The sequence below is a fragment of the Enterobacter sp. 198 genome (genome assembly GCF_009025585.1).
In the GTDB taxonomy this organism is placed as follows: domain Bacteria; phylum Pseudomonadota; class Gammaproteobacteria; order Enterobacterales; family Enterobacteriaceae; genus Enterobacter; species Enterobacter ludwigii.
On sequence record NZ_WCIM01000030.1, the window covers coordinates 643,045 to 663,136 of the forward strand.

Here is a 20,092-nt window from a genome sequence, read left to right on the forward strand (position 1 = left end):
AAAATAATAATGCAAGAAAGTATTCAACTGGTTATTGATTCCCTGCCGTACCTGCTTAAAGGTGCGGTATTTACGTTACAGCTCAGTATTGGCGGGATGTTCTTCGGTCTGGTACTCGGGTTTGTGCTGGCCTTAATGCGTATGTCGCCCGTCTTACCAGTACGCTGGGTGGCGCGTTTTTATATCTCCGTGTTTCGCGGCACGCCGCTTATCGCCCAGCTCTTTATGATCTACTACGGTTTACCGCAGTTTGGTATTGAGCTGGATCCGATCCCGGCGGCGATGATTGGTTTGTCGCTCAATACGGCGGCATACACCTCTGAAACGCTGCGTGCGGCAATCTCGTCCATTGATAAAGGGCAGTGGGAAGCGGCGGCCAGTATCGGTATGACGCCCTGGCAAACGCTGCGCAGAGCCATTCTGCCTCAGGCGGCGCGTGTGGCGCTTCCGCCGCTCAGCAACAGCTTTATCAGCCTGGTGAAAGACACGTCGCTGGCGGCCACCATTCAGGTACCGGAACTGTTCCGTCAGGCGCAGCTTATTACCTCGCGCACCCTGGAAGTGTTCACCATGTATCTGGCGGCCTCGCTGATTTACTGGGTAATGGCGACAGTGTTATCCGCCTTGCAAAACTATTTCGAAAACCAGCTTAACCGCCAGGAGCGTGATCCAAAATGAGTGCTATCGACGTTAAAAACCTGGTGAAAAAATTCCACGGTCAAACGGTGCTCCACGGGATTGATCTGGAGGTTGAGCAGGGTGAAGTGGTCGCCATTATCGGCCCGAGTGGTTCCGGGAAAACAACGCTGCTGCGCAGCATCAACCTGCTTGAACAGCCTGAAGAAGGCACGATTCGGGTAGGGAACATTACGATTGATACCGGCAAATCCATCAGCCAGCAAAAAGGTCTGATTCGCCAGTTGCGCCAGCATGTGGGCTTTGTTTTCCAGAACTTCAATCTCTTCCCACACCGGACGGTGCTGGAGAACATCATTGAAGGCCCGGTCATTGTAAAAGGGGAAGCCAAAGAGGACGCGACGGTTCGCGCGCGCGAGTTGCTCGCAAAAGTCGGGCTGGCCGGTAAAGAAACCAGCTACCCGCGCCGCCTGTCAGGTGGTCAGCAGCAGCGTGTGGCGATTGCCCGCGCGCTGGCGATGCGCCCGGATGTGATCCTCTTTGATGAACCGACCTCTGCGCTCGACCCTGAGCTGGTGGGAGAGGTGCTGAACACCATCCGCCAGCTGGCACAGGAGAAACGCACAATGGTTATCGTTACCCACGAGATGAGCTTCGCTCGTGATGTGGCGGACCGCGCCATTTTCATGGATCAGGGAAGGATCGTGGAGCAGGGGCCGGCAAAACACTTATTTGCCAACCCACAGCAGCCGCGAACCCGTCAGTTCCTTGAAAAATTCCTCATGCAGTAGAATTTTTGCACTAATTTGCTCCAGAAAATTCATCTGGGGCAAATTATTCTCCCCCTGCGCCCGACACCGTGTTTTTTTATTCCGCTCAGGCCCAATAAACCTTATCAAACGTAAAGTTAATTGTGCTGTTGCCGATATTTTGTAGTTAGAAATAAGTTTTATGTGTTAGGTTATATTCACCATAATAATGAATATCATTTCAGAGGCTTCATTTAGTAAGTATGAAGGATTCAGACTTTTTCACCTGGCGACGGGAATGCTCCCTCCGGTTTCAGAAATTGACCTGTACCGACGAGGTATATCAGGAACTTCAGCGACAAACTCAGGCGCTAGAATTCGATTATTACGCACTCTGCGTACGCCATCCCGTGCCTTTTACGCGGCCTAAGATTTCTGTGCATACCACTTATCCGCCACAGTGGCAGGCGCAATATCAGTCGAAGAATTATTTCGCCATTGACCCGGTGTTAAAACCGGAGAATTTCATCCAGGGGCATTTACCCTGGACTGACGAATTATTCGCGGATGCTGAGGAATTATGGCATAGCGCACGGGAGCACGGCTTACGTACAGGAATAACGCAGTGTCTGATGCTGCCGAATCATGCTCTCGGTTTTCTGTCGGTTTCTCGTACTAGCATGCTGGAGAGCCCGTTAGACCACGAGGAAATAGAGCTGCGGTTACAACTGCTGGTGCAAGTGGCCTTAACATCGTTGATTCGATTTGAAGATGAGATGGTGATGCCGCCTGAGATGAAATTCAGCAAACGTGAACGGGAAATTCTTAAATGGACCGCGGAAGGGAAGACCTCGGCGGAAATTGCGATCATTCTCTCCATCTCAGAGAATACGGTTAACTTTCATCAGAAGAATATGCAGAAGAAATTCAATGCGCCTAACAAGACGCAGATCGCGTGTTACGCGGCGGCGACCGGGCTTATTTGAGTAGAGAGTACGTTCTGCGTGTCAGACGAGGCAACGGCTGAATGCACCGCATCCAGCCGTTTTTTATTACTGGCGGTAGGCTTGTTTAATTTGCTTAACGGTGTTGGCAAATACCGCGGATTCAGCCTGGTCTTCCATCTGCGCGATTTGTTTTTCCATTTTAATGATCACACGACCGGCGTCAGCCTGGCCCATCGCCTGTAGCATCAGCGTTAGCAGCGATTTCAGGCAGTTTACTTCCTGTGCCAGTTCCTGGTTATTCTCCGCAGTGGCAAATTCAGGTGTGCTCATTTATTTTCCTCATTATAAAACGGCGCTCGTGCGCGACGATGAAAGTCAAGGCGGCGGAGTATACCACAAGGCGCAGCAAAAAATGCAGCGGTTGTTTTTCGTACTTTTACACAGGATGTTTATTTGCGTAAACAACGCGCGCCGCTAAACTGTGCGGCGTTAATAGCGACGAATTGTTTATACCCGGTTCGCTTGCCGTTAATTATTGTTACAAAAATTTAAGAACTGTTTTTTTACGGACTCAGGCGACAGGTTTTTTGTAACTTTTTGAATACAGATGCTTAAAAAAAGCTGCACAAGCCCTGGTGGCGCGGGCTCTCTTTCCACGTTCTGTACAGCCTAATTTCCAAAAACGAGAGCGAAATCGAATAGCCGATTTTTTAACGTTTTAATCTTGTGAGGAAAACCGTTAATATAAACCAAATTATCACTCAGTAGCGTTATCCCTATTCTGGAGACATTTCCTTTGATCAACGTCCTTCTTGTTGATGACCACGAACTGGTGCGCGCAGGGATACGACGCATTCTTGAAGATATAAAAGGTATTAAAGTTGCTGGTGAGGCTTGTTGCGGCGAAGATGCCGTAAAATGGTGCCGCACTAATTCAGCCGATGTGGTGTTGATGGATATGAACATGCCCGGTATCGGTGGTCTTGAAGCAACCCGCAAAATCGCGCGTACCTTTGTTGATACAAAAGTCATCATGCTGACCGTGCATACTGAAAACCCGCTGCCCGCGAAAGTGATGCAGGCGGGTGCTGCCGGTTACCTGAGTAAAGGTGCCGCGCCGCAGGAAGTTGTCAATGCTATCCGTTCCGTGTTTGCCGGACAGCGTTACATTGCTTCCGACATTGCTCAGCAGATGGCCCTGAGTCAGATCGAACCCGAGAAAACGGAATCGCCGTTTGCCAGTTTGTCCGAGCGTGAATTGCAGATTATGCTGATGATCACCAAAGGTCAGAAGGTAAATGAGATCTCGGAACAGCTGAATCTTAGCCCGAAAACGGTGAACAGCTATCGTTATCGCATGTTCAGCAAACTGAACATTCATGGTGATGTTGAACTGACTCATCTGGCCATCCGGCATGGTTTATGTAATGCGGAGACGTTGTTAAGTCAGTGAGTGATGTGTTCGATTCAAAAGCATTTCTGAAAACCGTAACCAGCCAGCCTGGCGTCTATCGTATGTATGACGCTGGCGGTACGGTTATCTACGTGGGGAAAGCGAAAGATCTCAAAAAGCGCCTCTCCAGCTATTTTCGCAGTAACCTTGCCTCCCGTAAGACCGAAGCACTGGTCGCACTCATACAGAATATTGATGTTACCGTCACGCATACCGAGACGGAGGCGCTGCTGCTTGAGCATAACTATATTAAGCTCTATCAGCCGCGCTACAACGTGCTGTTACGCGATGATAAATCCTATCCGTTCATCTTCCTGAGCGGCGATACGCACCCCCGGCTTGCTATGCACCGCGGTGCAAAACATGCCAAGGGTGAATATTTCGGCCCGTTTCCCAACGGCTATGCCGTACGTGAGACGCTGGCGCTGCTGCAAAAAATCTTCCCTGTTCGCCAGTGTGAAAACAGTGTCTATCGCAATCGCTCGCGCCCGTGTCTGCAGTACCAGATTGGCCGCTGTCTGGGGCCATGCGTTGCCGGACTGGTGAGTGAAGACGAGTATGCGCAGCAGGTCGAGTATGTGCGCCTGTTTTTAGCCGGGAAAGACGATCAGGTATTAACGCAGCTGATTGCCCGGATGGAGAAAGCCAGTGCAGCGCTGGAGTTCGAAGAGGCCGCGCGGATCCGCGACCAAATCCAGGCGGTGCGCAGAGTCACTGAGAAACAGTTTGTCTCGAACACCGGTGACGATCTCGACGTGATCGGCGTTGCCTTTGACGCCGGCATGGCCTGCGTGCATGTGCTGTTTATTCGTCAGGGTAAAGTGCTCGGGAGCCGCAGCTATTTCCCGAAAGTGCCGGGGGGGACGGAGCTGGGTGAGGTGGTTGAAACCTTCGTCGGGCAGTTCTATCTGCAGGGGAGTCAGATGCGCACGCTGCCATCGGAGATCCTGCTTGATTTCAATCTCGATGATAAAACGCTTTTGGCGGATTCGCTGTCAGAACTGGCTGGTCGTCGGGTTAACGTGCAGACCAAACCGCGCGGTGACCGCGCGCGTTACCTGAAGCTTGCCCGGACCAATGCGGCGACGGCGCTTACTACAAAACTGTCCCAGCAATCGACGGTCCACCAGCGTTTAACGGCACTGGCTACGCTCCTGAAGCTGCCGGAGGTTAAACGGATGGAGTGCTTCGACATCAGCCACACGATGGGCGAGCAGACCGTGGCCTCCTGCGTGGTGTTTGATGCTAACGGCCCGCTGCGCGCGGAATATCGTCGCTATAACATCACCGGGATCACGCCGGGTGATGACTATGCAGCCATGAACCAGGTGCTGCGCCGTCGCTACGGTAAAGCCATCGAAGAGAGCAAAATCCCGGATGTGATACTGATTGACGGCGGGAAAGGGCAGCTCGGGCAGGCGAAAGCGGTCTTTGACTCACTTGATGTGAGCTGGGATAAAAACCATCCGTTGCTGCTGGGTGTGGCAAAAGGGGCCGATCGTAAAGCCGGTCTGGAGACGCTCTTCTTCGAACCGGAAGGGGAGGGCTTCAGCCTGCCGCCGGATTCTCCGGCACTGCATGTTATCCAGCATATCCGCGATGAGTCACACGATCACGCCATCAGCGGGCACCGGAAAAAACGGGCGAAGGTAAAAAACACCAGTACGCTTGAGACCATCGAAGGCGTCGGGCCAAAACGCAGGCAGATGTTGCTTAAATATATGGGCGGATTGCAAGGATTACTCAATGCCAGCATGGAGGAAATTGCAAAAGTGCCGGGTATTTCGCAAGCGCTGGCAGAAAAGATCTACTACTCGTTGAAACATTGAGGGCTCTGTAGCAACATAGAGCTAAATTTTACTGACAACAAACAGTTACCGTCATTATGCAATTTAATATCCCTACGTTGCTCACTCTTTTTCGCGTTGTGCTTATCCCGTTCTTTGTACTGGCGTTTTACCTGCCAGTCGTCTGGGCCCCTTTTGCCTGTGCACTGATTTTCCTGGTGGCTGCGGTTACGGACTGGTTTGACGGTTATCTGGCACGCCGCTGGAACCAAAGCACCCGCTTCGGTGCCTTCCTCGACCCGGTCGCCGATAAGGTCATGGTCGCTATCGCGATGGTGCTGGTGGCTGAGCACTACCACACGTGGTGGGTAACGCTGCCTGCAGCAACCATGATTGGTCGTGAGATCATCATCTCTGCGCTGCGTGAGTGGATGGCGGAGCTGGGTAAGCGCAGCAGCGTCGCGGTATCGTGGATTGGTAAAGTGAAAACCACCGCGCAAATGGCCTCGCTGGTCTGGATGCTCTGGCGTCCAAACGCCTGGGTTGAGTGGGCGGGGATTGGGCTGCTGTGGGTTGCTGCGGTACTGACGCTGTGGTCTATGCTGCAATATTTAAACGCTGCCCGCGGCGATTTGCTTGATCAGTGATCGTTTCGACGTAATTTTCAGCAAACGATCCGGGGATGCAAAAAATAACGTTGACTCATACCGTCATATCAGTAGAATGCAACGCATCGAACGGCGGCACAGCTAGCCGGACGATAATGAAATCAAGTGGTTAGAAGTTAACTTGATGACATGCGGGAATAGCTCAGTTGGTAGAGCACGACCTTGCCAAGGTCGGGGTCGCGAGTTCGAGTCTCGTTTCCCGCTCCAGATTAAAGACATGCGCAATAGCGGGTGTCGCGTAAAAAAGTTTTACGGCGCGTTAGCAAAGCGGTTATGTAGCGGATTGCAAATCCGTCTAGTCCGGTTCGACTCCGGAACGCGCCTCCACTTTCTTCCCTGGCCGGATGGTGGAATCGGTAGACACAAGGGATTTAAAATCCCTCGGCGTTCGCGCTGTGTGGGTTCAAGTCCCACTCCGGCTACCATGGGAAAAAGCAGAATAATCAAAGCAATAAGCAGTGTCGTGAAACCACCGAAAGGTGGTTTTTTTGTGCCTGTTTTTCTCCGTATACCCTAGTTTCACCCTTCAACTTCGCAACCATAAGAGGGCAATCATGCCCAACAATGGCCATTACCGATAGGATCTGTTGGCGTCGGTCGTCAGCTGCGAAATCACGGTTTTAAATACTGATGGCACTGTCTCTCTGCGTCACCCGGCCCAGAAGGGTCCTCTAAACCGGGTAACGCAGTCGCACTACCAGGCGGTATGGTACAGCTCGCTAATATCTGCCAGGCTCGCTTCCCGTGGGTTGCCGGCAGTACAGACATCATCATATGCCGCCTGGGCCAGCATCGGGATATCTTCTTTTTGTACTCCAGCCTCACGCAGACGGAGCGGGATGCCCACATCGTGATTAAGCCTGAAGACGGCATCCACGGCAGCATTGCGCGCGTCCGCAAGGCTCAGCCCTTCAACCTTCACGCCCATCGCCCGTGCAATATCGCGGAATTTATCGCCGGTAAAGTCAGCGTTGTAACGCATGATATGGGGCAGCAAAATGGCATTCGCCACGCCGTGCGGTGTGTCATAAAAAGCACTCAGCGGGTGCGCCATACCGTGAACCAGCCCCAGGCCAACGTTGGAAAAGCCCATGCCGGCAACATACTGGCCCAGCGCCATCGCCTCGACGGCATCTCGATCGCCCTTGACTGAATCGCGCAGTGCGCCGGCAATAATCTCAATCGCCTTGATGTGTAGCGCATCGGTCAAGGCCCATGCGCCCCGGGTGATATACCCTTCAATCGCATGGGTCAGCGCATCAACGCCGGTTGCTGCTTTCAGCACTGGCGGCATACCGTCCATCATATCTGCATCGATAAAAGCGACCTGCGGAATGTCGTGCGGATCGACGCAAACAAATTTACGCCGCTTCTCTTCATCAGTGATCACGTAGTTAATGGTCACTTCAGCCGCTGTTCCGGCTGTAGTGGGAATGGCCAGAACGGGTACGCTGGGGTTACGGGTTGGGGACAGGCCTTCAAGGCTACGAACATCCTTAAACGCCGGGTTATTGCTGATAATGCCGATTGCCTTACAGGTATCCTGAGGTGAGCCGCCCCCGATAGCGATAAGGTAATCTGCGCCGCTGTTCTGAAAAACACCCAACCCTTCCTGTACTATTCCGATTGTCGGGTTAGGAAGCACGCCGGAGTATATTTCCCAGGCCAACCCCGCCTCGTCCAGCTTATCCGTGACCTTCGCCACCACGCCACACTGTATCAGTGTCCTGTCGGTGACAATCAGCGCTTTTTGATAGCCGCGACGCTTTACCTCATCGCAAAGCATCCCTGTCGCGCCCCGGCCAAACCAGGCCGTTTCGTTCAAAATCATTCTTTTCGCCATGGCATTTCTCCTGTTTGCTATGTGATGTCATTCTTCAATGCGCAGTCCGTAGGTTTTGAATTTTTCCAGTACAATGGCGATAGCATCGTCATCCAGTACCGGGACCGGATCCGTTATTGCCAGCGTGCAAAGGTACAGTTGTGCCAGTACTTCAACTTCATGCGCCAGCCACAGGGCTTTTTCCAGATTTGCTTCACAGGCAATTAAGCCGTGGTGCTGTAACAGCGTTGCTTTGCGGTTCCTGAGGGCAAAGGCGACATAATCGGACAGCTCGCGTGTCCCAAATGTGGCATATGGCGCGCAGGGTATGGAATTACCGCCTGCGGCGGCAATCATGTAATGAATGGCCGGGATAGGGCGGTTAAGAATAGACACGGCGGTACAGTGCACCGCATGGTTATGCACCACCGCCTGCGCATCCGGGCGCGTCTGGTACGCGGCCATATGGAAACGCCACTCGCTGGAAGGCAATTTGCCCTGTTCATGCTGACCGTCGGCATCAATATAAACGATGTGTGACTCCGTCAGTTTTTCATAGGGGATCCCCGTTGGCGTTATCAATATCCCGTCCTGATAGCGCACGCTGACGTTGCCAGCCGTGCCCTGATTTAACCCCAGGCGGGTCATTTCCAGGCAGGTATCAATAATCTGCCGCGCCAGTCTATTTCGTTCCATTTGTTACCTCTCTTGATGATCTAAAGCACCAGCAGAACAAGCCTGTTGTCCTGATGAATTAACCGTATATTTGCGCACCATCTTTATAGGGAATAACGCTAAAAGAATTCCGGTGGTTGCACTTTGTGATCGCCGTCAATTAATAGTCGGGAATTGATCCTTATTCGATTAATTCATTTCGGTAAAAATGACCGATTCAGAAGATTTTTATTCAAACAGTCGTTTTGATGATTTTTACTGTGAAAATGCCCGTTTCCGGAGTAATGCATTAAATCGGTCACTGGGGTTGTGGTTTTTCATGTTTATTTTCCCCGATGGGGGTTGTTTTTATTAAATTTAAAGTGATAACGATCACATAAAGATATCGCGTTGCCGTTAAATGTGATTGTCATCATATTCGCCCCCCTTTTTTACATGAAAATGCATTCACGAGATCATTCCGATCGCCAGATTCGCGTCAGTAAGAGTAAAGCACCTTTTTATTTTTACCGTCTGGCAAGAAAGGAAAGTCACATTCTGACGCTTCTGACTAACGAGGGTGTTATGGGAAATACAACAATACCAACGCAGAGTTTTCGTGCGGTCAATGCCGGGCAAGCCCAGCGTTACATTATTCCTTTCGCGTTACTCTGCTCACTGTTTTTTCTTTGGGCAGTCGCTAATAACCTGAATGACATTTTACTCCCCCAGTTTCAGCAAGCCTTTACCCTGACAAACTTCCAGGCTGGCCTGATACAATCTGCGTTCTATTTCGGCTACTTTGTCATTCCAGTGCCTGCCGGGATACTGATGAAAAAACTCAGCTATAAGGCAGGTATTATTACCGGGTTGTTTTTATATGCCATTGGTGCTGCATTATTCTGGCCTGCGGCTGAGTTAATGAATTATACATTGTTTCTAGTCGGTCTTTTTATTATAGCGGCGGGGTTAGGTTGCCTTGAAACTGCTGCTAACCCCTTTGTGACAGTGCTGGGGCCAGATAGTGGTGGTCATTTCCGTCTTAATCTGGCGCAAACTTTTAATTCTTTTGGCGCGATTATTGCCGTTGTGTTTGGACAAAGCCTAATTTTGTCTCACGTGCCGCATCACTCTCAGGCGGTACTCGATAAAATGACGCCAGAACAGCTAAGCATTTATAAGCATAGCCTGGTGTTATCCGTACAAACGCCTTATATGATTATCGTGGCAATTGTATTGTTGGTCGCCCTGCTGATTATGTTGACCAAATTTCCGGTCCTTCAGAGCGATAATCACGGCGACGGCACACAAAGCACATTTTCTGCCTCTCTTTCCCGTCTGGTCCGGATTCGCCACTGGCGCTGGGCGGTGCTGGCGCAATTCTGCTATGTCGGCGCGCAAACTGCCTGCTGGAGCTATCTGATCCGGTACGCTATTGAAGAGATCCCCGGTATGACGCCAGGTTTCGCCGCCAACTACCTGACCGGCACCATGGTGTGCTTCTTCATCGGTCGTTTTACCGGTACATGGCTAATCAGCCGCTTCGCACCGCATAAAGTACTGGCCGCTTATGCCCTGCTTGCCATGGTGCTATGCCTGGTCTCCGCCGTATTCGGCGGCCATTTCGGTCTACTGGCCCTAACGCTGTGCAGTGCATTTATGTCTATTCAGTATCCAACCATTTTCTCCCTTGGGATTAAGAACCTGGGTCAGGACACCAAATACGGCTCGTCATTCATCGTCATGACCATTATCGGCGGCGGGATTGTGACGCCGGTCATGGGCTTTGTCAGCGATGCTGCAGGCAATATCCCAACAGCAGAACTGGTTCCGGCAGTGTGTTTTGCCGTCATCTTCATCTTTGCCCGTTTCCGTTCGCAAGCGGCAACGAATTAAACCTGTATCCGAAAACGTGAGGGATCTGTCATGAAAAAAATCAGCTTACCGAAAATAGGTATCCGTCCGGTGATTGATGGTCGTCGTATGGGGGTTCGTGAGTCTCTGGAGGAGCAAACCCTGAATATGGCCAACGCCACCGCCGCGCTGCTCACTGAAAAGCTTCGTCACCCCAACGGCGAGCAAATTGAATGCGTCATTGCTGACGGTTGCATTGCGGGGATGGCCGAATCTGCCGCCTGTGAAGAAAAATTCAGCAGCCAGAACGTCGGCGTGACCATCACCGTGACGCCGTGCTGGTGCTACGGGAGCGAAACGATCGATATGGACCCCATGCGTCCGAAAGCCATCTGGGGTTTTAACGGGACTGAACGTCCGGGTGCCGTTTATCTGGCCGCCGCGCTGGCTGCACACAGCCAGAAAGGGATTCCGGCATTCTCTATTTATGGTCATGATGTCCAGGACGCCGACGACACCTCGATTCCCGAAGATGTTGAGGAAAAACTGCTGCGCTTTGCGCGTGCCGGTTTAGCCGTCGCCAGTATGAAAGGGAAAAGCTATCTCTCCATTGGGTGGGTGTCGATGGGGATTGCCGGTTCCATCGTCGACCCTAACTTCTTCGAATCCTGGCTGGGGATGAAGGTACAGGCAGTTGATATGACTGAACTGCGCCGCCGCATTGATCAGAAAATCTTCGATGAAACCGAACTGGAAATGGCGCTGGCCTGGGCGGACAAAAACTTCCGCTACGGCGAAGACCAGAACGCGCAGCAGTATAAGCGTAACGAAGCGCAAAACCGTGAGGTGCTGAAAGAGAGCCTGCTGATGGCGATGTGTATCCGCGACATGATGCAGGGCAACCCAGCACTGGCGGAAAAAGGGCGGGTGGAAGAATCGCTGGGCTACAACGCCATTGCGGCAGGCTTCCAGGGCCAGCGTCACTGGACCGATCAATACCCGAACGGCGATACCGCCGAAGCGTTGCTTAACAGTTCCTTTGACTGGAATGGCGTGCGTGAACCCTTTGTCGTCGCGACCGAAAATGACAGCCTCAACGGCGTGGCGATGCTAATGGGCCACCAGTTGACCGGCACAGCACAGGTGTTCGCCGACGTGCGCACCTACTGGTCTCCAGAAGCGGTAGCGCGCGTGACCGGTCAACCGCTCAGCGGTCTGGCTGAGAAGGGTATTATCCACCTGATCAACTCCGGCTCTGCGGCTCTCGATGGCTCATGCAAACAGCGTGGCAGCGATGGCAATCCAACGATGAAGCCATTCTGGGACATTAGCCAGCAGGAGGTTGATGCCTGCCTGGCGGCCACCGAATGGTGTCCGGCGATACATGAATATTTCCGCGGCGGCGGTTTCTCTTCTCGCTTCCTGACCGAAGGTGGCGTGCCGTTCACCATGACCCGCGTGAATATCATCAAAGGTCTTGGCCCGGTTCTGCAGATTGCAGAAGGCTGGAGCGTGGAACTGCCGAAAGAGATGCACGATCAGCTTGACGCCCGTACCAACTCAACCTGGCCGACCACCTGGTTTGCACCACGTCTGACGGGTAAAGGTCCCTTTACCGACGTTTATTCCGTGATGGCGAACTGGGGGGCAAACCATGGCGTGCTGACCATCGGCCACGTCGGCGCTGATTTCATCACCCTGGCATCAATGCTGCGAATTCCGGTCTGCATGCATAACGTGGAAGAGTCGAAGGTCTATCGTCCTTCCGCCTGGGCTGCGCACGGCATGGATAGCGAAGGCCAGGATTACCGCGCCTGTCAAAACTATGGCCCGCTGTACAAACGTTGAGTAAACGTCTTTGCCCGGTAGCGTATGTTTACCGGGCCTGTAAAACACCGAATTGCAGGCCGGATAAGCGACACGTTAGCCGGCGACGTTTCAGGAGTTGCTATGAAACAAGAGGTTATTCTGGTTCTCGACTGCGGAGCGACCAATATCCGGGCCATTGCCGTTGACCGGCAGGGCAAAATTATCGCCCGTGCTGCTACGGCAAATGCCAGCGACATCGCCATAGAAAATAGCGCCTGGCACCAGTGGTCTCTCGATGCCATTATGCAACGCTTCGCGGACTGTTGCCGCTCGCTGAAGACGAGTCTGGCAAACTGTCGCGTTCGCGGCGTCACGGTGACCACCTTCGGCGTTGATGGCGCGCTGGTCGATGAGCACGGCAGGCTGCTCTACCCAATCATCAGCTGGAAATGCCCACGCACCATCGAAGTCATGAAAAATATTGACCGCTTGCTGTCACCTCAGCGGCTTCAGGACATTTCCGGCGTGGGGGCATTTGGCTTCAATACGCTGTATAAGCTGGTGTGGCTAAAAGAAAATCACCCGCAGCTGTTGGAACAGGCACACGCCTGGCTGTTTATCTCGTCGCTGATTAACCACCGTCTGACCGGCGAATTCACCACCGACGTTACTATGGCAGGGACCAGCCAGATGCTGGATATTCAACAGCGCGATTTCAGCCATGAAATTTTGCAGGCGGCGGGTTTGCCGCGTCGGCTCTTCCCACGTCTGGTGGAAGCCGGTGAGCTCGTCGGTAATTTACAGTCTGATGCTGCCCAATGGCTTGACCTACCCGCCGGTATCCCGGTGATTTCCGCCGGACACGATACCCAGTTTGCGCTGTTTGGTGCAGGTGCCGCGGCGGATGAACCCGTCCTCTCCTCGGGAACATGGGAGATCCTGATGGTGCGCAGTGCGCAGGTCAACACGCCGCTGCTCAGTCGCTACGTCGGTTCTACCTGCGAACTGGACAGCCAGCCAGGGCTGTATAACCCTGGCATGCAGTGGCTGGCATCGGGCGTACTTGAATGGGTACGTAAACTGCTTTGGACCGAAGAGACGCCCTGGCAAACGCTGATTGAGACAGCCCGCCGCATACCCATGGGGTCCGAAGGGGTGAAAATGCACTGTGATCTCCTCGGCTGTCAGCATGCGGGCTGGGAGGGCGTCACACTCAACACCACACGCGGTCATTTTTATCGCGCTGCGCTGGAGGGCCTCACCGGGCAGCTGGCGCAGAATCTGCGCACGCTGGAAAAGATTGGTCACTTCAACGCGACTGAACTGCTGCTGGTCGGCGGTGGCAGCCGTAACATGCTGTGGAACCAGATCAAAGCCAATATGCTCGGCATCCCCATCAAGGTACTTGATGATGCAGAAACCACTGTCGCGGGGGCAGCCCTGTTTGGCTGGTACGGGGTCGGAGAATTTACGAGCCCGGAACACGCCAGAGCGCAGATGCATTATCAGTACCGCTACTTCTTTCGGGAAACCGAATCTGCACCGATCGAGGGAGTTTGAGATGTTAAAAACGATTTCACCGTTAATATCACCTGAACTACTGAAAGTCCTGGCCGAAATGGGCCACGGCGATGAGATTATTTTTTCTGATGCCCATTTCCCCGCCCACAGTATGGGACCGCAGGTTATACGCGCCGATGGGCTAAAGGTCAGCGAATTGCTGCATGCGATTATCCCGCTGTTTGAGCTCGACAGCTACGCGCCGCCACTGGTGATGATGGCTGCAGTTGAGGGTGACTCCCTCGATCCCCGTGTTGAGGCTCGCTATCGCGATGCGCTTTCACGTCAGGCACCCTGTCCGGCAATTACCCGCATTGACCGCTATGCGTTTTACACACGTGCCAAAAAATCCTTTGCGATCGTTGTCACAGGGGAGTGTGCTAAATACGGGAATATTCTTTTAAAAAAGGGGGTAACGCCGTAATCTCATGCCGGTGCGCCCGCCAGCGCGGGCGTGTATCGAATGATGGGTGAGAAAAAATGAAAGAGGCACGTCAGCAAACGATAATCGACCTGTTGATTCAGCATCATAGTCTGACGACGGACGTTTTATCCACCCAGCTTAACGTCAGTAAAGAGACCATTCGCCGCGATCTCAGCGAACTGCAGGCGCAGGGAAAAGTGCTGCGCAACCACGGGCGGGCGAAATATATTCACCGAGAAAACCAGGACAGCGGCGATCCTTTTCATATTCGCCTTAAGAGCCACTTCACGCATAAAGCGGATATCGCCAGAGAGGCGCTGGAGTGGATTGAAGCCGGGATGGTCATTGCTCTGGATGCCAGCTCAACCTGCTGGTATCTAGCGCGTCAACTGCCTGACATCGATATTCAGGTCTTTACTAACAGTCACCCCATCTGCCTGGAACTGGGCAAACGTGAACAGATTCAACTTATTAGCTCCGGCGGTAAACTTGAGCGTAAGTATGGCTGCTACGTTAACCCCTCGTTGATTTCACAACTCAAACTGCTGGACATCGACCTGTTTATCTTCTCCTGCGAAGGGATAGACAGTCATGGAGGGTTGTGGGATTCCAACAGGGTCAACGCTGGCTTCAAATCGCTGCTACTCAAGCGCGCTTCTCAGTCTTTATTGTTGATAGATAAGAGTAAGTTTAATCGTTCAGGGGAGGCCAGAATTGGGCACCTGGATGAGGTAACGCATATTGTGTCTGACACACAACTGAATGAATCAGGGCTGAGACAATAAGCCACCTGACACATTATGACGCAATTAAGTCTATTAGGGATGTGTTTGTTCGCGATAGCGTTAACGTATTATTCATTCCGTATAAGATTTTTAACGCGGGGAGGGTAAACAAAAGATGTTAGCAGCACAAATAAGAAGGGGATTACCCTTAAACAAGGGCATCTACAATAACAGCCATACATTCAGAATAATTATAAATATTTCTTAGCCGCATCCAGAATTTCCTGAGAAGTCAGCTCCCTGTCCGACGCCACATAAACCACTTCATGATCGCCGGTCAGAGAAGGAAAACCTGCGGACATTATCTGCAGGTTTATCGCTTCACCATTCGGATATTCCTGCCGTATGGATGTAATACCCTTAAGCACGGTGACAACATTGCTCGGTTTACCATTGAAAAAGACGATGACTTTCTTCATATCTCACCTTGTTGGTCGTTATCTGCTTAAGCACCTTCTCTATGAAGGCGAGGGGAATCAGGACGGCGCGAAAATTTTTGTCTGGCTGTCAGGTCTGTCTGCGAATGTCATCGTCGATTTGCAGAAAATGCATTTAGCGCCATACGGATTTTTTTCAGACACATCAAAAATCGACGTTCTGTATTGGGAGCCATGACAACATGGGCATCTGAAGTGAATATTTAAGTTGATATCATTTACCTTTTTTAACATTAGCGGTATTTAATTTTCGAAAAAGCGTTGCATTTGTACTTTCTTTGGTTTTTGCAATCATTCGGAAATAAAAGCAAGCAATCATCTTCGTGAACGTGTATGGTGACAGTCGTTTAAATCAGGAGATGCCTATGTCAGGACGTAAAAATACACAATTCCGTCGCAATTACTTAGTAAAATGTCCATGTCCAAACTGTTCAAAAGACTCTGAGCATAGTTTCAGCCGTGTACAAAAAGGGGCTCAACTTGTTTGCCCACACTGCAGCACTCTTTTCAAAACCGCTCAAAAATTCTAAAAATGCATTTGCCAGATGATGAATTTGCGTCTTTACAGACGATCTCATTTGGCAAAGCAACATTGAAGAAGTGATGCTTTTGGAGGTTGCCTGACCTCTTACGCACTTTGATATTTTACAAGCAGCTCGCTACTGCTTTAAGACTCTTCGTGCAGCAGACCTGCACTTCATCACATCGGTCAGCACACTCTTTCTACGAGAAAAATATGCTGACCTGTTGCTCAGAAAAAGCCTTCTAATCCAGGACCCGTCTACTCAGGAAAAATCCATCATCGTGATCGCGGGTCCGTGATAACTTTATCTATCGCAAAGTATTACGCTTGCCGCAGCAGGGCCTTTTTCGCCACTCTGGATAGCAAATTCGACCTTCTGGCCTTCAAAGAGAGTTTTAAAATCATCACCCTGCAGAGCAGAAAAGTGCACAAACACATCTTTGCTACCATCGACAGGAGAGATAAAACCGAAACCTTTATCTTCGTTAAACCACTTAACCAAACCTATAATTCTTGAAGACATGCAGACTCCTTGTGAGTATTTGAAATGCTAAGAAACGTATAATATTAAACGTATGGACTCAAAAGGAGGGGATATCAGCGATAGCGCCTGGTTATGAGGACTGCCGGGTAAAATTTTTTACGCTCGTGTGTGGATTAAACCAACGACTTCATTAATGCATGAGGCGGGAGAATTAGCAATTTTTATTTTAGCCTTCCGGAAGGCTCACATAAAAAGTGTCACGCTGCATTAGCTTAAAATTAATTTGTGTGTATAGTTAATGCATGTTTTCTAAGAGGATCTTATTTGTCTCGTAAAATGACAGGAATTGTCAAAAGTTTTGATATGCACAGTGGCAAAGGCCTAATCATCCCTTCAGATGGTCGAAAGGACGTTTTTCTCCACATTTCAGCCTTTAATAACAACGAAAAAGAAACGCTCCTTCCCGGGATTCGCGTTGAGTTCTGTCGTATCAACGGACTCAGCGGACCGATGGCCGCAAATGTCTATCTTTCATAAATAATCAGCGAAGATGTTAATAGCGGTATATTGAATCACCCGCGTCGCATCGCCTGACATATATTTACAGTTATGCGCGACATGCGTATGACACGCGTATGAATTACACCCCGCCTAAATAGGCTTTTCTTACCTCCTGGTTTCCCAGCAACTCCTCGCCGCTGCCGCTGAGGCGAATTTGCCCGTTGACCATGACGTAGCCACGGTCAGAAAGCTTCAGAGCATGATGTGCATTTTGCTCTACCAGAAAAATGGTCATGCCGTTGCGAGCCAGCTCGCGCAGCGTCTGGAAGATCTGCTTAACCACTATGGGCGCCAGACCCAGGCTGGGTTCATCCAGCAGTAGCAGTTTAGGGCGGCTCATTAGCGCGCGGGCGATGGCAAGCATTTGCTGTTCTCCGCCGGACATGGTCATGGCTCGCTGTTTACGGCGTTCTTTGAGGCGCGGGAACAGCTCAAACATGCTCTGCATATCGTTGGCGGCAAATTGATTGCCGACAGGAATGGTCCCCATCAGCAGGTTCTCTTCAACCGTCATATCCGGAAAAATACGCCGCCCCTCGGGTGCCTGCGCTATGCCGCCGGAGGCCACATAGTGGGTAGATTTATGGCTGATGTCTTCGCCGCAAAACAGGATTTGCCCGTTACGAATACGCGGTTGGCCAAAAATAGACATCAGCAATGTCGATTTACCCGCGCCATTCGCGCCGATAAGCGCCACCGTTTCCCCTTTATGCACTTCGAGGGATACCTGCTTCAGCGCCTGAATCACGCCATAGAACACATCCACCTCGCGAAATGACAGCAGCGGCTCATTCATAGAGTGACCTCGCTTTCATCGGTGCCCAGATAGGCGGCAATCACCTTTTCGTCATGCTGGATCTGCTCAGGCTTCCCCCGGGCAATCACATCGCCATGGTCGAGCACAATAATGTCGTCCGATATTTCCATCACCATCCCCATGTCGTGCTCAATCAGTAATACCGTTATGCCGTGGTTGTCGCGCAGAAAACGAATAATGTTACTCAGCTTATGTGTCTCTACCGGGTTCAGCCCGGCGGCGGGTTCATCCAGACAGATCATTTCCGGGCCGGTGCACATGGCCCGCGCGATCTCCAGGCGCCGCTGTTGCCCGTACGACATCTCGCCCGCCAGGCGGTTGGCGCACTCCACAAGATCGACCACCTCCAGCCAGTAAAAGGCCCTGTCCAGCGCGTCGTTTTCCGCCCGTCGGTACGCTGATGTATTGAATACGCCGGCCAGCAGGTTGCGATTGACGCGCATGTGCTGGGCCACGAGCAGGTTTTCCACGACCGACATCTCGCGAAAAAGACGAATATTTTGAAAGGTGCGCGCAAGTCCGGCGCGGTTCACCAGGTGAGTGCCGCCGAACATTTTGTAGAACAGGCGTTGCCCAAACTGCGCAGGGTGGATCCAGTCTCCTGGCTGGAATTTTTGCCCGAGGATCTGAATGACGTTGGTCGTCTTATTGCGCGTATTGAAGAAAATATTGCCGCCGGAAGCCTTATAGAAACCGGTCAGGCAGTTGAAGACGGTGGTTTTTCCCGCGCCGTTTGGGCCAATAAGCGCAGTAATTGAACCGCGCTGCACGTCCAGGTTGACGTCGTTTAACGCCTTGATCCCGCCGAAATGCATCATCAGATGTTCAACGCTTAATATCGTTCCGTTCATGGCGCTACGCCCTTACGCACGGCAAACCCGCTGCGGTTAATGCGGATCAACCCGCGTGGACGCCAGATCATCATCACCACCATCAGCATGCCAAACAGCAAAACCCGGTACTCGGCAAAACTGCGCAGCAGCTCCGGCGTCACCGTGAGCACAAACGCCGCCAGCACCACGCCAAGCGTTGAGCCCATACCGCCGAGCACCACAATCGCCAGGATCAGCGCCGATTCAAAAAAGGTAAACGATGTCGGGTTGACAAAGCCCTGATAAGTGGCAAAAAACACCCCGGCGATGCCGGCAGTCGACGCACCCAGCGTAAAGGCCGAGAGCTTGACCAGCACATGATTTAATCCCATTGAGCGACAGGCGATTTCATCCTCCCGCAGGGCTTCCCATGCCCGACCAATCGGCATCCGCGTCAGACGATGCTTGATATACAGCACCAGCATCACCACCAGGAACAGGACCGTATAGATAAAGATAAACTTCATGTTCGGGTTGTAGGTCAGATGGAAAAATTCGTGAAAGGGCACGCCTCCTTCTTTGGCACGGCGGCCAAACTCCAGTCCGAAAAAGGTGGGAGGTGGGGCAGAAACGCCGTTCGGGCCACCGGTGAAGGTCAGCCAGTTGTTGAGGATCAGGCGAATAATCTCCCCAAAGCCAAGCGTGACGATCGCCAGGTAATCACCGTGCATGCGCAGCACCGGAAAGCCGAGCAGGGCGCCGGCCGCGGCAGCCATAATTGCCGCCAGCGGCAGCATGCTCCAGAATCCTAATCCCAGATACTGATACCCCAGCGCCAGCCCGTAAGCGCCGATGGCATAAAAAGCGACATAACCGAGATCCAGAAGCCCGGCCAGACCGACCACAATATTCAGCCCGAGACCGAGAAGCACGTAGATAAGCCCAAGAATGGCGACGGTGAGAACGTACTTGGTGGCAACAAAGGGAAAGCAGATCGCAAGGGCGATAATCAGCGGGATTATCCAGCGCATGCGGCTTTTGTATTCCGGCGGCCGGACATAAACCCCCGCGCTGTCGGCTTCAAAACGTGCCTGGAAACGTGCACCCGGAGCGGTGCCTAAAAAAGCGCTCAGCAGAAAACGGCCCAGCATCACGATGCCGACTATCCATGCGAGCCGCTGTCCGGCGAAATTAAAGCTGTATCCGTCCAGCACCACGCCGGCAATCGGGCCAAAAATTATTAACGCAATCAGCCCGGAAAAAATGGCGTCCAGAATGCAGCGCTTAAGCGAAAAGCCGTGAGAGGTCAT

The 20,092-nt window shown here is 52.0% G+C and carries 22 protein-coding genes and 3 tRNA genes; 16 read left to right on the top strand and 9 right to left on the bottom strand.

Features of this window, described 5'->3' with window-relative positions:
* Window positions 1-9 precede the first annotated feature (9 nt).
* The 3 genes from tcyL (at window position 10) to sdiA (ending at window position 2,371) form a co-directional block, all read left to right on the top strand.
* Window positions 10-678 carry a cystine ABC transporter permease gene (gene tcyL, locus F8561_RS21325; RefSeq protein ID WP_014170710.1) on the top strand — a complete coding sequence of 223 codons (669 nt, stop codon included), beginning with the start codon at window positions 10-12 and terminating at the stop codon, window positions 676-678.
* Window positions 675-1,427 carry an L-cystine ABC transporter ATP-binding protein TcyN gene (gene tcyN / locus F8561_RS21330; RefSeq protein WP_014170709.1) on the top strand — a complete coding sequence of 251 codons (753 nt, stop codon included), beginning with the start codon at window positions 675-677 and terminating at the stop codon, window positions 1,425-1,427. Before tcyL ends, tcyN begins: the two co-directional genes overlap by 4 nt.
* 221 nt (window positions 1,428-1,648) lie before the next feature.
* Window positions 1,649-2,371, top strand: a complete 723-nt coding sequence (gene sdiA / locus F8561_RS21335) for a transcriptional regulator SdiA (RefSeq protein WP_050737002.1) — start codon at window positions 1,649-1,651, stop codon at window positions 2,369-2,371.
* 66 nt (window positions 2,372-2,437) lie between these two features.
* Here the strand turns inward: sdiA and F8561_RS21340 are convergent, their stop codons facing one another.
* The gene (locus F8561_RS21340) at window positions 2,438-2,662 is read right to left on the bottom strand and encodes a DUF2594 family protein (protein ID WP_003859644.1); all 225 of its coding nucleotides are present in this window, start codon (window positions 2,660-2,662) and stop codon (window positions 2,438-2,440) included.
* A 466-nt stretch (window positions 2,663-3,128) separates the two neighbouring features.
* Here F8561_RS21340 and uvrY point away from each other — a divergent pair, with 466 nt between their 5' ends.
* From uvrY to F8561_RS21370, 6 genes are all read left to right on the top strand, one after another.
* Complete coding sequence (gene uvrY / locus F8561_RS21345) at window positions 3,129-3,785, top strand: UvrY/SirA/GacA family response regulator transcription factor (protein ID WP_013096026.1); 657 nt, start codon at window positions 3,129-3,131, stop codon at window positions 3,783-3,785.
* Entirely contained in the window at window positions 3,782-5,614 is a 1,833-nt protein-coding gene (uvrC, locus tag F8561_RS21350; RefSeq protein WP_014170707.1) for an excinuclease ABC subunit UvrC, read from the top strand. Before uvrY ends, uvrC begins: the two co-directional genes overlap by 4 nt.
* A gap of 56 nt (window positions 5,615-5,670) precedes the next feature.
* On the top strand, window positions 5,671-6,219 hold the full coding sequence (pgsA, locus tag F8561_RS21355) for a CDP-diacylglycerol--glycerol-3-phosphate 3-phosphatidyltransferase (RefSeq protein WP_014170706.1): 549 nt from the start codon (window positions 5,671-5,673) through the stop codon (window positions 6,217-6,219).
* A gap of 152 nt (window positions 6,220-6,371) precedes the next feature.
* Window positions 6,372-6,447 (top strand) — tRNA-Gly (locus tag F8561_RS21360).
* A 46-nt stretch (window positions 6,448-6,493) separates the two neighbouring features.
* Window positions 6,494-6,567 (top strand) — tRNA-Cys (locus F8561_RS21365).
* An 11-nt stretch (window positions 6,568-6,578) separates the two neighbouring features.
* Window positions 6,579-6,665: transfer RNA gene (locus F8561_RS21370), tRNA-Leu, on the top strand.
* A gap of 269 nt (window positions 6,666-6,934) precedes the next feature.
* On the opposite strand, the gene fucO is transcribed toward F8561_RS21370, so the two are convergent.
* Together fucO and fucA are read right to left on the bottom strand one after the other, a co-directional pair.
* Window positions 6,935-8,083 (bottom strand): lactaldehyde reductase, encoded by a 1,149-nt coding sequence (gene fucO, locus F8561_RS21375; RefSeq protein WP_151887918.1) that lies wholly within the window; start codon window positions 8,081-8,083, stop codon window positions 6,935-6,937.
* Between the two features lie 27 nt (window positions 8,084-8,110).
* Complete coding sequence (gene fucA, locus F8561_RS21380) at window positions 8,111-8,758, bottom strand: L-fuculose-phosphate aldolase (RefSeq protein WP_020883353.1); 648 nt, start codon at window positions 8,756-8,758, stop codon at window positions 8,111-8,113.
* 543 nt (window positions 8,759-9,301) lie between these two features.
* Between fucA and fucP the strand changes: the two genes are divergently transcribed.
* From fucP to fucR, 5 genes are all read left to right on the top strand, one after another.
* Window positions 9,302-10,612 carry an L-fucose:H+ symporter permease gene (gene fucP, locus F8561_RS21385; protein WP_151887919.1) on the top strand — a complete coding sequence of 437 codons (1,311 nt, stop codon included), beginning with the start codon at window positions 9,302-9,304 and terminating at the stop codon, window positions 10,610-10,612.
* Window positions 10,613-10,642: 30 nt separating this feature from the next.
* Window positions 10,643-12,418 carry an L-fucose isomerase gene (fucI, locus tag F8561_RS21390; RefSeq protein WP_151887920.1) on the top strand — a complete coding sequence of 592 codons (1,776 nt, stop codon included), beginning with the start codon at window positions 10,643-10,645 and terminating at the stop codon, window positions 12,416-12,418.
* A 102-nt stretch (window positions 12,419-12,520) separates the two neighbouring features.
* Window positions 12,521-13,939, top strand: a complete 1,419-nt coding sequence (fucK, locus tag F8561_RS21395; protein ID WP_151887921.1) for an L-fuculokinase — start codon at window positions 12,521-12,523, stop codon at window positions 13,937-13,939.
* 1 nt (window position 13,940) lies between these two features.
* A complete protein-coding gene (fucU, locus tag F8561_RS21400; RefSeq protein ID WP_151887922.1) occupies window positions 13,941-14,363 on the top strand; it encodes an L-fucose mutarotase in 423 nt (140 codons plus the stop codon).
* Window positions 14,364-14,419: 56 nt separating this feature from the next.
* Complete coding sequence (gene fucR / locus F8561_RS21405; RefSeq protein ID WP_032678450.1) at window positions 14,420-15,148, top strand: L-fucose operon activator; 729 nt, start codon at window positions 14,420-14,422, stop codon at window positions 15,146-15,148.
* A 191-nt stretch (window positions 15,149-15,339) separates the two neighbouring features.
* On the opposite strand, the gene F8561_RS21410 is transcribed toward fucR, so the two are convergent.
* Both F8561_RS21410 and F8561_RS24490 read right to left on the bottom strand, forming a co-directional pair.
* On the bottom strand, window positions 15,340-15,567 hold the full coding sequence (locus F8561_RS21410; protein ID WP_014170703.1) for a hypothetical protein: 228 nt from the start codon (window positions 15,565-15,567) through the stop codon (window positions 15,340-15,342).
* A 57-nt stretch (window positions 15,568-15,624) separates the two neighbouring features.
* Window positions 15,625-15,819 (bottom strand): hypothetical protein, encoded by a 195-nt coding sequence (locus tag F8561_RS24490; protein WP_032669962.1) that lies wholly within the window; start codon window positions 15,817-15,819, stop codon window positions 15,625-15,627.
* Between the two features lie 131 nt (window positions 15,820-15,950).
* Here F8561_RS24490 and F8561_RS24495 point away from each other — a divergent pair, with 131 nt between their 5' ends.
* Window positions 15,951-16,115, top strand: a complete 165-nt coding sequence (locus F8561_RS24495; RefSeq protein WP_214579409.1) for a YnfU family zinc-binding protein — start codon at window positions 15,951-15,953, stop codon at window positions 16,113-16,115.
* 297 nt (window positions 16,116-16,412) lie between these two features.
* Here the strand turns inward: F8561_RS24495 and F8561_RS21420 are convergent, their stop codons facing one another.
* Window positions 16,413-16,631, bottom strand: a complete 219-nt coding sequence (locus F8561_RS21420; protein ID WP_014170702.1) for a cold shock domain-containing protein — start codon at window positions 16,629-16,631, stop codon at window positions 16,413-16,415.
* A 285-nt stretch (window positions 16,632-16,916) separates the two neighbouring features.
* Here F8561_RS21420 and cspF point away from each other — a divergent pair, with 285 nt between their 5' ends.
* Complete coding sequence (cspF, locus tag F8561_RS21425) at window positions 16,917-17,129, top strand: cold shock-like protein CspF (RefSeq protein WP_025203826.1); 213 nt, start codon at window positions 16,917-16,919, stop codon at window positions 17,127-17,129.
* 103 nt (window positions 17,130-17,232) lie between these two features.
* Here cspF and F8561_RS21430 read toward each other — a convergent pair whose 3' ends face one another.
* Genes F8561_RS21430 through livM form a run of 3 tightly spaced genes read right to left on the bottom strand, consistent with a single transcriptional unit; the run spans window position 17,233 to window position 20,092 of the window.
* Window positions 17,233-17,949 carry an ABC transporter ATP-binding protein gene (locus F8561_RS21430; protein WP_151887923.1) on the bottom strand — a complete coding sequence of 239 codons (717 nt, stop codon included), beginning with the start codon at window positions 17,947-17,949 and terminating at the stop codon, window positions 17,233-17,235.
* Complete coding sequence (locus F8561_RS21435; RefSeq protein WP_151887924.1) at window positions 17,946-18,821, bottom strand: ABC transporter ATP-binding protein; 876 nt, start codon at window positions 18,819-18,821, stop codon at window positions 17,946-17,948. Before F8561_RS21435 ends, F8561_RS21430 begins: the two co-directional genes overlap by 4 nt.
* On the bottom strand, window positions 18,818-20,092 hold the full coding sequence (gene livM / locus F8561_RS21440; RefSeq protein ID WP_020883360.1) for a high-affinity branched-chain amino acid ABC transporter permease LivM: 1,275 nt from the start codon (window positions 20,090-20,092) through the stop codon (window positions 18,818-18,820). The genes F8561_RS21435 and livM overlap by 4 nt, the downstream gene beginning before the upstream one ends.

What these genes read in the sequence shown, in the direction of transcription:
- tcyL (WP_014170710.1), top strand. Translation starts at nt 10, where the DNA reads ATGCAAGAAAGTATTCAACTGGTTATTGATTCCCTGCCGTACCTGCTT.
- tcyN (WP_014170709.1), top strand. Translation starts at nt 675, where the DNA reads ATGAGTGCTATCGACGTTAAAAACCTGGTGAAAAAATTCCACGGTCAA.
- sdiA (WP_050737002.1), top strand. Translation starts at nt 1,649, where the DNA reads ATGAAGGATTCAGACTTTTTCACCTGGCGACGGGAATGCTCCCTCCGG.
- F8561_RS21340 (WP_003859644.1), bottom strand. Translation starts at nt 2,662, where the DNA reads ATGAGCACACCTGAATTTGCCACTGCGGAGAATAACCAGGAACTGGCA.
- pgsA (WP_014170706.1), top strand. Translation starts at nt 5,671, where the DNA reads ATGCAATTTAATATCCCTACGTTGCTCACTCTTTTTCGCGTTGTGCTT.
- fucO (WP_151887918.1), bottom strand. Translation starts at nt 8,083, where the DNA reads ATGGCGAAAAGAATGATTTTGAACGAAACGGCCTGGTTTGGCCGGGGC.
- fucA (WP_020883353.1), bottom strand. Translation starts at nt 8,758, where the DNA reads ATGGAACGAAATAGACTGGCGCGGCAGATTATTGATACCTGCCTGGAA.
- fucP (WP_151887919.1), top strand. Translation starts at nt 9,302, where the DNA reads ATGGGAAATACAACAATACCAACGCAGAGTTTTCGTGCGGTCAATGCC.
- fucI (WP_151887920.1), top strand. Translation starts at nt 10,643, where the DNA reads ATGAAAAAAATCAGCTTACCGAAAATAGGTATCCGTCCGGTGATTGAT.
- fucK (WP_151887921.1), top strand. Translation starts at nt 12,521, where the DNA reads ATGAAACAAGAGGTTATTCTGGTTCTCGACTGCGGAGCGACCAATATC.
- fucU (WP_151887922.1), top strand. Translation starts at nt 13,941, where the DNA reads ATGTTAAAAACGATTTCACCGTTAATATCACCTGAACTACTGAAAGTC.
- fucR (WP_032678450.1), top strand. Translation starts at nt 14,420, where the DNA reads ATGAAAGAGGCACGTCAGCAAACGATAATCGACCTGTTGATTCAGCAT.
- F8561_RS21410 (WP_014170703.1), bottom strand. Translation starts at nt 15,567, where the DNA reads ATGAAGAAAGTCATCGTCTTTTTCAATGGTAAACCGAGCAATGTTGTC.
- F8561_RS24490 (WP_032669962.1), bottom strand. Translation starts at nt 15,819, where the DNA reads ATGTTAAAAAAGGTAAATGATATCAACTTAAATATTCACTTCAGATGC.
- F8561_RS24495 (WP_214579409.1), top strand. Translation starts at nt 15,951, where the DNA reads ATGTCAGGACGTAAAAATACACAATTCCGTCGCAATTACTTAGTAAAA.
- F8561_RS21420 (WP_014170702.1), bottom strand. Translation starts at nt 16,631, where the DNA reads ATGTCTTCAAGAATTATAGGTTTGGTTAAGTGGTTTAACGAAGATAAA.
- F8561_RS21430 (WP_151887923.1), bottom strand. Translation starts at nt 17,949, where the DNA reads ATGAATGAGCCGCTGCTGTCATTTCGCGAGGTGGATGTGTTCTATGGC.
- F8561_RS21435 (WP_151887924.1), bottom strand. Translation starts at nt 18,821, where the DNA reads ATGAACGGAACGATATTAAGCGTTGAACATCTGATGATGCATTTCGGC.
- livM (WP_020883360.1), bottom strand. Translation starts at nt 20,092, where the DNA reads ATGACCTCTCACGGCTTTTCGCTTAAGCGCTGCATTCTGGACGCCATT.